General features: G+C 68.3%; 16 protein-coding genes and 1 pseudogene. 10 read left to right on the top strand and 7 right to left on the bottom strand.

Annotated elements, in window-relative coordinates; genetic code table 11:
- Positions 1 to 263: 263 nt before the first annotated feature.
- On the top strand, positions 264 to 1,148 hold the full coding sequence (locus AB0959_RS28420) for a cellulose-binding protein (RefSeq protein WP_366829430.1): 885 nt from the start codon (positions 264 to 266) through the stop codon (positions 1,146 to 1,148).
- Between the two features lie 84 nt (positions 1,149 to 1,232).
- Here the strand turns inward: AB0959_RS28420 and AB0959_RS28415 are convergent, their stop codons facing one another.
- Entirely contained in the window at positions 1,233 to 2,891 is a 1,659-nt protein-coding gene (locus AB0959_RS28415; RefSeq protein WP_366829429.1) for a cation acetate symporter, read from the bottom strand.
- Positions 2,888 to 3,394, bottom strand: coding sequence for a DUF485 domain-containing protein (locus AB0959_RS28410; protein WP_366829428.1), 507 nt, complete (start codon positions 3,392 to 3,394; stop codon positions 2,888 to 2,890). Before AB0959_RS28410 ends, AB0959_RS28415 begins: the two co-directional genes overlap by 4 nt.
- A gap of 288 nt (positions 3,395 to 3,682) precedes the next feature.
- Between AB0959_RS28410 and AB0959_RS28405 the strand changes: the two genes are divergently transcribed.
- The 7 genes from AB0959_RS28405 to AB0959_RS28375 all read left to right on the top strand — a co-directional run bounded on the left by AB0959_RS28405 (position 3,683) and on the right by AB0959_RS28375 (position 7,039).
- Positions 3,683 to 4,039, top strand: a complete 357-nt coding sequence (locus AB0959_RS28405) for a hypothetical protein (protein ID WP_366829427.1) — start codon at positions 3,683 to 3,685, stop codon at positions 4,037 to 4,039.
- Positions 4,026 to 4,250 carry a toxin C-terminal domain-containing protein gene (locus AB0959_RS28400; protein WP_366829426.1) on the top strand — a complete coding sequence of 75 codons (225 nt, stop codon included), beginning with the start codon at positions 4,026 to 4,028 and terminating at the stop codon, positions 4,248 to 4,250. The genes AB0959_RS28405 and AB0959_RS28400 overlap by 14 nt, the downstream gene beginning before the upstream one ends.
- On the top strand, positions 4,247 to 5,131 hold the full coding sequence (locus AB0959_RS28395) for a hypothetical protein (RefSeq protein WP_366829425.1): 885 nt from the start codon (positions 4,247 to 4,249) through the stop codon (positions 5,129 to 5,131). The genes AB0959_RS28400 and AB0959_RS28395 overlap by 4 nt, the downstream gene beginning before the upstream one ends.
- Before the next feature lie 166 nt (positions 5,132 to 5,297).
- On the top strand, positions 5,298 to 5,765 hold the full coding sequence (locus AB0959_RS28390; RefSeq protein ID WP_366829424.1) for a hypothetical protein: 468 nt from the start codon (positions 5,298 to 5,300) through the stop codon (positions 5,763 to 5,765).
- A 216-nt stretch (positions 5,766 to 5,981) separates the two neighbouring features.
- Positions 5,982 to 6,206, top strand: a complete 225-nt coding sequence (locus tag AB0959_RS28385) for a hypothetical protein (RefSeq protein WP_366829423.1) — start codon at positions 5,982 to 5,984, stop codon at positions 6,204 to 6,206.
- 90 nt (positions 6,207 to 6,296) lie between these two features.
- Complete coding sequence (locus AB0959_RS28380) at positions 6,297 to 6,599, top strand: hypothetical protein (RefSeq protein ID WP_366829422.1); 303 nt, start codon at positions 6,297 to 6,299, stop codon at positions 6,597 to 6,599.
- A 50-nt stretch (positions 6,600 to 6,649) separates the two neighbouring features.
- Positions 6,650 to 7,039, top strand: a complete 390-nt coding sequence (locus AB0959_RS28375) for a hypothetical protein (RefSeq protein ID WP_366829421.1) — start codon at positions 6,650 to 6,652, stop codon at positions 7,037 to 7,039.
- Here AB0959_RS28375 and AB0959_RS28370 read toward each other — a convergent pair.
- From AB0959_RS28370 to AB0959_RS28360, 3 genes are all read right to left on the bottom strand, one after another.
- Complete coding sequence (locus tag AB0959_RS28370; protein WP_366829420.1) at positions 7,011 to 7,235, bottom strand: DUF397 domain-containing protein; 225 nt, start codon at positions 7,233 to 7,235, stop codon at positions 7,011 to 7,013. The genes AB0959_RS28375 and AB0959_RS28370 overlap by 29 nt on opposite strands.
- Positions 7,207 to 8,046 carry a helix-turn-helix transcriptional regulator gene (locus AB0959_RS28365; protein WP_366829419.1) on the bottom strand — a complete coding sequence of 280 codons (840 nt, stop codon included), beginning with the start codon at positions 8,044 to 8,046 and terminating at the stop codon, positions 7,207 to 7,209. The genes AB0959_RS28370 and AB0959_RS28365 overlap by 29 nt, the downstream gene beginning before the upstream one ends.
- Positions 8,047 to 8,385: 339 nt before the next feature.
- Positions 8,386 to 9,351 carry a WYL domain-containing protein gene (locus AB0959_RS28360; protein WP_366829418.1) on the bottom strand — a complete coding sequence of 322 codons (966 nt, stop codon included), beginning with the start codon at positions 9,349 to 9,351 and terminating at the stop codon, positions 8,386 to 8,388.
- A 92-nt stretch (positions 9,352 to 9,443) separates the two neighbouring features.
- Here AB0959_RS28360 and AB0959_RS28355 point away from each other — a divergent pair, with 92 nt between their 5' ends.
- Both AB0959_RS28355 and AB0959_RS28350 read left to right on the top strand, forming a co-directional pair.
- Entirely contained in the window at positions 9,444 to 9,809 is a 366-nt protein-coding gene (locus AB0959_RS28355; protein ID WP_366829417.1) for a VOC family protein, read from the top strand.
- A 71-nt stretch (positions 9,810 to 9,880) separates the two neighbouring features.
- Positions 9,881 to 10,017: pseudogene (locus tag AB0959_RS28350) on the top strand (leucine zipper domain-containing protein); the annotation flags it as partial.
- A 147-nt stretch (positions 10,018 to 10,164) separates the two neighbouring features.
- Here AB0959_RS28350 and AB0959_RS28345 read toward each other — a convergent pair.
- Both AB0959_RS28345 and AB0959_RS28340 read right to left on the bottom strand, forming a co-directional pair.
- On the bottom strand, positions 10,165 to 10,350 hold the full coding sequence (locus AB0959_RS28345) for a hypothetical protein (RefSeq protein ID WP_366829416.1): 186 nt from the start codon (positions 10,348 to 10,350) through the stop codon (positions 10,165 to 10,167).
- 68 nt (positions 10,351 to 10,418) lie between these two features.
- Entirely contained in the window at positions 10,419 to 11,924 is a 1,506-nt protein-coding gene (locus AB0959_RS28340; protein ID WP_366829415.1) for an MFS transporter, read from the bottom strand.
- Positions 11,925 to 11,962: the final 38 nt, after the last annotated feature.

The raw sequence follows: 11,962 nt of genomic DNA, 5'->3' as shown, positions 1-11,962 counted from the left end.
GCTGCCGATTTGGTGGCCCCCACCCTCTCCCCCACCCCGTCGTTTGGGTGGCGCGGCGGTGCGTGGGCGTCGGGGCTTGTGTGGGGGGGGGCCGGGTGGTGTGCCGGGGCCCGGCCCTTTCGTGTGCGGACGACGACTCGGGATGACGACTCGGGATGACGACTCGGGACGACGGCCGTTGCTCTTCGGTGGAGTGTCGCGTTATGAGCAGTTACGCCCGATGAATCAAGATATGCGCGAAATCATTCGAGAGGGGTTCCAGGATGAGCAGCGCATCGGTGTCGCCGGACGGCTTCGCGGTCGTACGGCGCGGCTACCGTCCCGACCAGGTCGTCGCGTACGCGACGGCCCTCTCGCAGGACCGTGACGCGGCGTGGGAGCGGGCCGCGCGGCTGACCGTGCTGGCCAAGGAGATGGAGGCGGAGGCGGAGCGGCTGCGGGAGGATGTGGCGCGGCTGGCTCCGCAGACGTACGAGGCGCTCGGTGAGCGGGCGCGTCACTTGTTCGAGCTGGGCGCGCAGGAGGCCGAGGAGGTGCGGGCGGACGGCTGTCGGGACGCCCAGCGGATCACCGACGAGGCGGAGGCGGCGGGGCGCCTGGTGCGCGAAGCCGCGCAGGCGTACGCCGACGAGGTGTGCGGCGAGGCCGAGGAGCGGGCCCGGCAGTGGCTGCTCGCGGCCCGGGCCGAGGCGGACGATCTGCGGATCGAGGCCCGGCTGGAGGTCAAGGAGCGCCGGGGTGAGGCGCTGGCCGCGCTGCGGGAGGTGCGCCGGCGGACCGAGGGGCTGCTCGCCGAGCAGGAGAAGGAGTACGCCGACCGGTGCGAGGAGATGGACCGCGAGCTGGCCGAGCGTGAGCTCGTCCTCGACGCGCGGCACGCCGAACGGATGGCCCGTGCCGAGGCCGTGCTGTCGGAGGCCACGCGCGCCTGCGCCGAGGCCGAGGAGTCCGACGCCCGCATCCAGGCCGACGCCGAGGCCCGCGCCGCCGAAGTGATCGCCGAGGCCCGCGTCCACGAGGACCGCATCATCCGCGAGACGGAACGTGTGCTGCGTGAACACGGCGAACAGTGGGACACGGTGCGGGCCCACATGGACCATGTGCGCAACAGCCTGGCGGCGCTCACGGGGCGGGCGCCGTCGGAGTAGGGGTGTGCGCCGTCGGAGTTCGGACGGGTGCCGGGCCGACGACGCGGGGGCGCCCCCGCCGCGTCGTCGCCACCCGGGCCGGCGTCAGTTCCTGCGGACCGCCCCCGCGAGGATCCGCCCCTCCACCGCCTCGTACTGCCTGCGCTGTTCCTCCGCCTTCTCGCGGCCGGAGGCGAGCGTGCCGAGCCAGCCGAAGGCGAAGCCGAGGGGGATGGAGACGATGCCGGTCGTCGTGAAGGGGAACCAGTTGAAGTCGGCGTCCGGGAACGCCGCGATGGGCGAACCCGAGACCAGGTTGGTGCCGGTCATCAGGACGAGCACGGACACGGAGCCGCCGATGAGGGTGCACAGCAGGCCGGCGCGCGTGTAGCGGCGCCAGAAGAGGCTGTAGACCAGGGCGGGGGCGAGCGCCGAGGCGCCCAGGCAGAAGGAGAGCGTCACCAGGGGCTGCAGGCTGCGGTGCTGGACCATCGTGGCGAGGAGGATCGCGACGACTCCCACGACCACCGCCGAGACCCGGGCCAGGGCCATCTCCCGCTGCGGCGTCAGGGACCTGGCCCGGGTGGCGAACACGTCGTGGGCCAGGGAGTTGGCGCAGGCCAGGATCATCCCGGCCACCGACGCGAGCACCGTCAGGAAGATCGCCGTCGTGACCGTGGTGAAGAGCAGCGTCTCCGCCGTGGAGACCTGCGCGCCGAACGCCGCCCGGGAGCCGAGCAGATAGGCCGTGTTGCCCTGCGGGTCGGCCCGCGCGATCACCTCGCGGCCGACCAGCGCGGTCGCGCCGAAGCCGACGACGGTGACGACCGGCACGAACAGGGCGACCGACGGCACGGCCCAGGACAGGGAGCGGCGCACCTCACGCGCGCTGCCCGCGGTGTACATGCGCATGGTGACGTGGGGCAGGCACGCCCCGCCCAGGACCACGGTGAGCTGGGCGCTGATCATGTCCAGCTCGGAGTGGGGGCCGTTCGCGAACTGCAGGCCCGAGTGCAGCAGTCCGGAGCCGACGTCGCTGTTGTCCGCCGCCGCGCCGAGCAGCGCGCCGGGGTCCCAGTTGAAGCGGTCGAGGATCAGTACGGCGACGATCCCGCCCGAGCCCAGCAGCATCACGATCTTCAGGATCTGGATGAGCGCGGTGCCCTTCATGCCGCCGATCGCCGCGTAGGCGATCATCAGGGCGCCGAGGCCGATGATGACCCCGGTCTTCAGGCTCTCGCCGGAGAAGCCCAGGATGAAGGCCAGCAGATCGCCGGTGCCCGCGAGCTGGACCAGCATCAGCGGCAGCAGCGCGGCGAGGGTCGTGGCACAGGCGGTGACGCGCACCGCGCGACCCGGCATCCGGCGGGCCAGCGCGTCACCCATGGTGAACCGCCCGGTGTTCCTGAGCGGCTCGGCCAGCAGGAACATCAGCAGCATCAGGGACAGGGCCGTGCTGAGGGCGAGGACCACACCGTCGTAGCCGAAGAGGGCGATCACGCCTCCGGTGCCCAGCACCGACGCCGCCGAGATGTAGTCGCCCGCGATCGCGAGCCCGTTGCGCATCGGCGAGAGCGAGCGGTAGCCGGTGTAGAACTCGTCGAGGTCGTCCCGGTCCGGGCCCGTCATCACGCACAGCAGCAGCGTGATGGTGGCGACCGCCGTGAACGCCACCAGGGACATCGCCTGCGCGGAACCGCCGAACTCGACGAGCCCGGCGGCTACTTGTGAGCTGGGGCTGTGGCCGTGGATCAGCCCGGTCATCGCGCTGCCTCCCGTTCGGCGTCGAGTTCGGCGTGGGTGCGGATGCGGTCGGCGAGCGGGTCGACGCGGCGGCGCGCGGTGTGCTCGTACAGCCAGATCGCCAGGCAGGTGACGGGCACCTGGAGCAGTCCGAGGAGCAGGCCCGTGGACAGGCCGCCGGAGACGGTGCCCGTCATGAAGGACGGTGCGAACGCGGACAGGACCAGGAAGAGCGTGAAGTATCCGAGCGCGGCGAGCGTGGCCACGCGGCGCTGGCGGCGGTACGCGCCGCGCAGGGCCCGCAGATCGCTGTGGCGGCCGGGCGCGGGGCGCCGCGGGGAGCGTCGCGTGGCGGGTTCGGGCTCCTGCGGGGCCCACGGGTAAGTGGCGTGATCCGGGGTGTAGTTGGGCGAGTACGGCGGTGGCGGGTTGTGAGGGTTCCGATAAACGTGCCGTGGTGGGTGGTTCTCGGGCGGGCGGTCGGGCGGTGGTTCGTACGCGGGCGAAGAGAAGGCGTCTGACATCCCGTTTCTCCTTGCACGGCCAGGGTCCGGGGTGCGGACCGCAGGGAGCGGTGGGCGGCCCGCACGCTACTTGGACGGAAGCACGAGTGCGCGGTTTTCGCCAAACTGAGTGGTCGGTATGCGCTTACTCCGGAGACCCGCACGATCGTCTGACGCGCCTTCGAGTCTGTGGGTCTGCTGTGTTGGAAGTGTGAGGAGAGCCTCACGAAACCCGCTTGGTTGGTGCGGCCCTACTGGTTAACCTCTCCACGACCAAGAGGTAAGAAAAAAGTAAAAGCAGGGGGGAAGGTGCGACCAACCAGTCGCCCAAGAGCCGTGCACGGCGCGATGACCGTCGTCTCGGCCGTGCTCGTCCTGGCGGGTGGCCTACAGGCCGTCCCGGTCCAGGCAGCCGACGCAGAAACGGGAAGTTCCGGCCCATCGGCCGACGAGGGGGCGCGCGGCAAGGCGTTCTGGGAGGACGATGCTCTCCCGGCCGTCACTGCGGAGGAGAAGGCATCGAAGCAGGCGGTCGCGTCAGGTAAGCCCATCGAAGTGGGCGGTGTGACGTCGGCGACCAGCAAGGTGGTCGCCAATCCGGACGGAACCTTCACGGCCGAGACGACGACTTCCCCGAGCGGGTCCTCAGCAGGTGCCCGCAGGTAAGGCCCGAATCTGGGAGAACAAGAAAGCGGGAAGCGGTCAGCCTCGGTACATCACCTTCGGCCGGACCGGACACCATAAGAAAGCCGTATTCAAGGGAGCGAGTTTCCGGAATCCCTTCCAGTCGACCAAGGACTCGGCCCGAGACGGAACCTACGGATTGGACATCGGGCCGAATGGGGAGCTACGGGGACTCGAATGGCTGGCGAAATGAGCAAGGAGCTGATCATCAGCCCCCGGAGTGAGCGCGTGCGAGAGGAACTGGCAGACGCGGCTGCCTGGAGTTCGTATGCGGCGGAACTGCGCCAGGTGATCGGAGCGGTGATCGAGAAGAGTGGCGCTGACTTCCTGGAAGTCGGCGAACTACTGGTGAGTGAGCCGCTTCCCGACACGTACCTCGGTCTTTTCAACGGCGCGGAGGTCCAGATCCCGCAGGCGATTGATCTTGTCGAGGGAATGGCGGCAGGGCGCGGGCCGTATTGTCAGCTCTCCATCCCGGAGCGGCTTCAGATCGAGTCGGGATGGGACGGGGCTGTACACCTCTACACGACACGAACGGTAGCCGCCGATCTGGCGTGGGCCCATGGCCAGGACGTGGTTCTCCAGTGGCGCGACGCAGCTCCTGAGCCCACGGCGGTCTTGAACCCCGTGGGTGCTGTAGCGGACGAGAGTTTCTGGACGACGGTGGCGGAGGTCTCCGAGCGCTTCACCTTGTTGTGCGAGCGCTGGGCGTACGGTGCCTACGGGTGCAGATGGTTCCGCGTGACTCGGGAGAACGTAGCCGAACTGGCCCGACTCATGCGGCCACGCTCACTGGTCTGCGTGGCCGGCGATCCGGAGTTGCAACCCAGGCCTGGGCTGTTGGAGGACGACTTCACCGCCTTTGTGGCCCCGCTGCTGCCCGGCGAGTTGGCCTACCGGGCCTACCCCGGTGGCATCGATTCGATCTCCGAGGTCACGGGTGAGGGTTTCTCGCTCATGTTGGCAGACAGGGTGATGGGCGATTGGTGCGCCGTGGTACCGGACTCGGACGGGGTGGCAAGGGGACAGTGGGAGAGCCCGGGGGAACCGAATCCCGATTGCCCGCCTTCATAGGCCGACATGCCACGCCGGCTTCTCCGTGATACCCGACTGGGTTGCCCGCGAATATGCCTCACACGTAGGACGTCATCGACGGCGGGGTTGCCCTCTGAAGCGATGCGCTGTCGAATTTGGGGAGCCCGCGGAGCATGACAGATCTGAGCACAGGAGCCGGGTATCCGTGAAATATGTCATCGCTTCAACCTCAAAGGCTGCTGTCGACGGGTGCCGTGCGGAATTGGCGGGAATCACCGGCGTCGATTTCAGGGTTGGTTCCCTGCCGGACACCTGGAGCGGCTGTGATGCCGCAGTGGTGTGGTGGCCTCTGGCCCACGAGCAGTACGGTGGAACTCTGGAGTCAGGGGTGGCTCAGGTCTTGTCCAACTCCCAGGATGATGACGCGCCAGAGGTCATCTTGGCGACACCGTCCGGGCCGGGCGGGACGTCGGGGGTCGGCTCAACCGAGCCTGAAATCGAGGAGTACACATTCAGCTCTTTGGATGCGTGCGTTCAGGAATACGTGAGGCATTTCCCTGAGTGTCGCGCTAAAGCGGTTATCCTTATTCATCTGGAGGCGTCGGGTATCAATAGGCGCGACATGAAGGCTCCGCTCCGGGGCATGGAGAGGTTCCTTCGTGTGGACAGGTGAAGCCGTCTGAACAGGTGCATGGTCCTGTCACACCGGGCGGGGCCATGTATGGGGTGACACGAGAGAGGAAGCGTGGCGCTCAGCCTCATGGACGCCGACACCCTGTGGAGCGACCCATGTGAGGCGGGCCGGATCGAGATTCTCTGAGGGGGAGGCGGCAGAGTGAGCGAGTCAAGAAGTGCAGCCGGTGTTCTGGCCGTGTCCGGGAACTATTCCGTGATCCAGATGGAAGGCCGCAGGTACCCCGCGGCCGCGCTGCAGGGTGATTCCCTGAAGTCCCTTCACGAGGTCGTGGAGGAGCTGTCGGAGAACCTCCGTTCGGGAGATCTCGACGACGCCAGGTTCGCCCTGGAGGAAATCCGGACGGTCGTCTCGTCCCTGAAGGGGTTCTACGAAGAGACCCTGACCGGGGCGGGCATCCGCCTGCCCTACGTCGACTGAGCGGAGGCATCCGCGCCGAAGCAAAGGGTGGGGATTGGTCATGGACGTACGTGGGTCGGCCTGATGGGCGTCGATGTGGCCCTGATGAGAGTGGCCCAGCAGGGCAGCAGCCCGAAGCGGCGTCGGGTGAGTCTCGTCGACGTGGTCGTGGATGACGCCGACAGGTTCGCCTGCCTCTGTGCGGAAAGCGGCCTGCCGATGCTGAGTCGGGTCGCCCCCTACGGGTCGCTGATCCTGACGCGGGCGGACATGGAGCAGTTCACCGCCGAGATCGAGGCGGTCCGGGGACGAGTCGACGACCCGTCCGGCCGGGCCCTTCTGGAAGGCGTTGTGCGTCTCGCCGGAATCTGTGCGGCCGAATCCTCGACGGAGTTGCATCTCGACGGAGACTGACCGGCCGTGTTCCCCGATCGAGCGTTCTGTTTTTCTCAAGGTGGAGTTCAATGAGTCAAGTCGACGAGACCGTCATGCCCAGACAGGCGCGCGCGGCTCAAATGCTGTTGTACGCGCTGGCCTTCGCGGGGCTGGTGGTCGTCCTCGTGATGGAGAGCAGGCTGACGTCCTACGGGCTGGGCGAGTTGCTGGCGCCCTGGTTCCTCGTCTGGATGTGTGCGCTGCTCGCCCTGAGGTACGGCGGCGGCGCGCGCGGCGGAGTGCGGATCACGACCATAGTGGTGATGGTGTTCGTCCTCGTCGGGTCGTTCAACCAGGCCTTCGGCGCCGCTTCGGCCGCCGAGTTCACCGACGCCGCGTTGCGCATCGTGCTCGGGGTGCCGGTGGTCGTCCTGCTGTTCCTGCCGGTTACTACGGCCTGGTTCGACCGAGGGAAGTGACGAACGCCTGCCAGGCCGGTGTCGGGAAGACGAGGGCCGGGCCGGTGGGGTTCTTGCTGTCGCGGACGGGGATGTGGGCGGGGAGGGCGGTGGGGGTGACTTCGAGGCAGTCGCCGCTGTCGCCGCCGCTGTAGGTGGACTTGCGCCAAGCGGACAGCGCCGAGGCGTCAGGAATCGTGTGCTCGCTGCGCTTCATGCTCGTACTCCTCCGCAACCGACCTGAAGAGGGTCAGGGACTCCCGATGCGACAGCGCGTCGCCCAGAGCGTGATCGTAGGCCACCTGGCATTCGCGGACCACGGACGGAAGTTCCCAGATCCGGCCGGACTTCAAGCTTTCCGTGTAGGCGATGGGCGGCAGGTCCTCGAACCACATGAGCGAGACGAACCCCTCCAGCAGAGCGTGGTAGCCGGCCGAGAATGGCAGGACGTGCACGCGGATGCGGTGGCTCTCTCCCAGGGCCAGGATGTGCCGAAGCTGTTCGCACATCACCGCCGGTCCGCCGACGGGGCGCCGAAGAACGGCTTCGTCGAACATCGCCCACACCTTCGGTGAGTGGAAGTTGTCGAGGATGCGGCCACGTTCGAGGCGGGTGGCGAGCAACTCCTCACGTTCTTCGGGGCACCTCGGCGAGGAGCCGGAACTGAGAACGTGGCGTGCGTACGCTGGTGTCTGGAGGATGCCGGGTACCAACTTCGGTGCGTACACCCGGATTTCGTTGGCCTTGCCCTCGAACTCCAGCGTGCCCTTGAAGTGTTCCGCGACTTTCTTGCCGTCCAGCACGGGCAGGAAGTTCTCGAAGAACCCACCCGCCCCCAACACCTGATCCAGCCGCCGCGCATCCTCGACATCCGGCCGCCGCCGCCCCGCCTCGATATGCGCGATGTGCGTGCGCGACATCACGACACGCTGGCTCAACTCCTCCTGCGTGAGCCCCGCCGCCTCCCGTCGCCGCTTCAGCTCCTGACCGTACTGCTCACGAGTTCGCGGGTTGTCCTCGATCGCCACGTACTCAACTCCACTCCGTGCGCACCCCGTTGTCACGCTCAGCTACCTTCCGAGCGTACCCACGGTGACGCCACTCTGTGAGTGCAACGGCACAGAAAGTGAAGGGTGTGGTCATGGGGCAGGTGGGAGAGCAGGAAGAGGGCCTCGTCGGGGCGTACATCACGCTGCGGGTCTCGCGGGACGGTGGGCGGACCTGGGGGCAGAGAGTGACGTACCAGCCCTCGCGCAAGGACGTGCCGATCGAGTCGGCCGGACGCTTCCCACCCTGCGCATGCCTCAGGTGTGGCCCGGGTGGCGTGAAGGGCGGCGGGGAAGGGAGCTGCGTCTAGTTGTTGCGGGTCAGGACGTTGGTGACGGCGCATAGTGGTGGGCGAGGTCGGTGGCGAGGTCGCGGAGGTGAGCCCTGGCTTCGGTGGGGCCGTGCACAGTGATGGTGCTCCCGAACGGCAGTAGTGTTCGCACGTCCTCCAGGTGCAGGAAGCGGATCCTCACCCTGTGGCCGGTGGTGGATTCCTCATGGTCGTCCTGGACGAGTCGTTGGCCGAGGATCCGTCGCGCTCGCTCGATCTGGGTCTGGTCGATGGTGGCGCTGACCTCTATCGCATGGTTGTGTTCCCACTGGTCAACGAGCGCTGCAGCGACGGTGGCCAGGGTCTGGTTCTCGCGGATCCGTCGTGGCTGGTCGACTTCTTTCCACGTGGTGATCCGTTCGAGTCGGTACATCCGTGGCACTCGGGCACAGTCGGCGACGAGGTACCAGATGCCGGCCTTGGCGAACAGCCCGTAGGGATCCACGATCAGGTCGCGTGGACATGACTCGCGTGTGCTGTCGTACTCGATCCGCAGCCGGCGACCTCGCCGCACCGGGCCGATCAGCGAAGCCGGAGTCGTGCCGGAAACTCGTGCCTGACGCCAGGGGCGGCTGTCCACGTGCACTACGTCGGTGAGCGGCAGGAGCTCATCAACTCGACGTGGCTGTGCAGCGGCGATCTTGGAGAGCGCGCGCCGGCTTTCGACCGATGTGTCGAGCTCCGCACGTTGCTTCTCGTCCAGCCCGGCGAGCGAGAGATGATCACGCTCGCCCGGCGTGAGTCGCGTGAGGTCGAGCCCGGACCCGGGCAGCATGGTCACGCCTCCGAGGCGGCCCCGTTGCGCGGTCACCGGCAGACCGGCCTCGCGGAGCCAGTTCAGGTCCCGGGTGACGGTTCGAAGGGACACCCCGAGCGCCGAGGCGAGTTCCTGTGTGGTCACGGCATTCCTCGATGCCAGGAGCAGCATCAGGGAGAAGAAGCGGTCTGGGGTCACACGCCAAGTTTTTCAGGAATTGCGACATGATGCGGCGCATATCCCGGTCAGGCTGGCGGATGCGTACCCACGACCTGCGAGAAGGAAAAACCATGACCACATCCGTCGTGTCCATCGTCTACGTGAACGACGCTCCCGCCGCAGCACGTTTCTACGGCGACCTCCTCGGCATGAGCCCGTCGTTCGAGACTCCGGGATACATCACCTTCGACCTCGGGCCAGGCGCTGACCTCGGTCTGTGGTCTGGCCAGTTCGAGCATCTGTCACCGGACGTCCCGCGCACCAGTGAGGTTTGCCTGGCCATCGACAGTGGGCCCGACGAGGTCAACGCGATCTTCAAGCAGTGGCAGTCCAAGGGCGTCACGGTCCTGCAGGAGCCTCATGATGCGGGGTTCGGGCTGACCTTCCTCGCAGCCGATCCTGACGGGAACCGTATCCGCGTCGCACCGCGGGGCTGAAAGGCCGCAATGCGGCAGGCGCGTACGATAGGTGTCGCGCCTGCCGTCGTCTGACTTCGAGAGGACGACGAGTGCCTCACGGGAATGCGCTCCTGAGCGTCGAGGGCCGTAGGCGGCTCGTGAAGCGGTGCCAGACACGTCCCATTGCCCACGTCGCCGCTGAGATGGGTATCTCTCGCGCATGCGCCGGCATTGGGTAAATCGCTGGCCGTTCACCAGCGAGGAACGCCCGGTCAGCCGCGATCGCAGTGTGGAACATCCACTACAAGTACCACCGGCCGCATAGTGCTGCCGCCGGAAAGCCGCCAGCAGCACGTCTCCGCGAGAGCGTCACCAACGTCGAGCCCTCATACATCTAGTCGTCCGAGCCGTTGTTCCGGTTCGAGCGGATCGAGGCGCGGCGCACCACCTCGCCCGCCCCCAGCGTCACGGCGGACACCGCGCGTACCCAGCGCGGGCCGCCCCGTGACGCCCACACCACGCAGACGCACCCCGCGAGCGCGAGCACGACGACGACGGACAAGATGACGAGCACGGTCATCCCCCTCCTGCTGTTGTTGTCCGCGTCATCCTGCCAGTCCTGCCCGTCCTCCCCGTCCTCCGGTCCTCTCAGTCCTTGAGGACCGGGAAACGGCGCGGTGCCAGCAGCAGGAGGGCCAGGAACGCCAGCGCGGCCGCCACCGCCGCCCCCAGGTACACCGCGTGGACCGCGTCCGCCACCGCTCGCCGTACGTGCTCCGAGGCGGCGCCCGCGTCGAGGGCGTGCGTCACGGCGTCGAGGTCGCCGGCGCCGCCCAGCCGCGCGGCCAGCACCCCGTTGGCCACGGCGCCGAAGATCGCCGCGCCCACCGTCTGGCCCGTCTGGCGGCAGAACAGGATCGAGGCGGTGGCGGTGCCGCGTTCCGCCCAGCCGACCGTCGACTGGACGCCGACGATGAGGGGGAGTTGGAAGATGCCCAGGGCGGCGCCCAGCAGCAGCATCAGCAGGGTCGGCTGCCACGCCTCGCCCGGGTACGGCAACAGCGGGAAGGCGGCCAGGATCAGCGTCGCCGTACCGATCCCCAGCATCGCCGTGTTGCGGAAGCCGATCCTGCGGTACACGTGCTGGCTCAGTGCCGCCGACACCGGCCAGCTCAGCGTCCACACGGACAGGACGAAGCCCGCGGCGATCGGGGCCAGGCCCAGGACCGACTGCGCGTACGTCGGCAGGAAGACCGTGGGGGCGACCATGACGAACCCCAGCGCGCCCAGGGCCAGGTTCACCGCCGCGATCGTACGGCGGCGCCACACCCAGCCGGGGATGATCGGCTCCGCCGCCCGGCGTTCGATGGCCACGAACGCCACGACCAGGACAAGTCCCGTGCCCAGCAGGGTGATCGAGGGCCAGGACAGCCACGACCACGCCACCCCGCCCTGGACGACGGCCGTCAGCAGAGCGCCCCCGCACGCGAACACCGTCAGCGCGCCCGCCCAGTCGGTACGGGGGCGGGGGCCGCCGGTCCGCCGCTGCGGCTCGTGGAGGTGGCGGGCCAGGAGCCAGAGCGCCACCGCGCCGAGCGGCAGGTTGATGAGGAAGATCCAGCGCCAGTCGGCGTACGCCGCGAGGACCCCGCCGAGGGCCGGGCCGGCGACCGCCGAGGTCGCCCAGACCGTGGAGATCTTGGCCTGGATCTTCGGGCGCTCCTTCAGCGGGTAGAGGTCGGCGGCGAGCGTCTGCACCGTGCCCTGGAGGGCGCCGCCGCCCAGGCCCTGCACGATGCGGAAGGCGATGAGGGCCGCCATGTTCCAGGCGAGGGCGCAGAGCAGGGAGCCGAGGAGGAAGAGGACCGTTCCCGCGATCAGTACCGGTTTGCGGCCGAAGGTGTCGGAGATCTTGCCGTAGACGGGGAGGGTGACCGTCACGGCCAGCAGGTAGCCCGAGAAGAGCCACGAGAAGACGGAGAAGCCGCCGAGGTCGCCGACGATCTGGGGGACGGCGGTCGACACGATCGTGGAGTCCAGCGCGGCCAGGCCCATGGCGAGCATGAGCGCGGCGACGACGGCCCCGCGTCTGTCGGTTCCGGTGCGCTCGGCGGTGTCGCGTATCGCGGGTCTGGTCTCGCTGGTCTCGCCCACCGGAATCCTTTCCCTGTGCATCTATCTGCCGGTCACAG

Source organism: Streptomyces sp. NPDC046862 (assembly GCF_040704615.1).
Lineage (GTDB): Bacteria > Actinomycetota > Actinomycetes > Streptomycetales > Streptomycetaceae > Streptomyces.
This window is presented reverse-complemented; position numbering and strand designations above follow the sequence as displayed.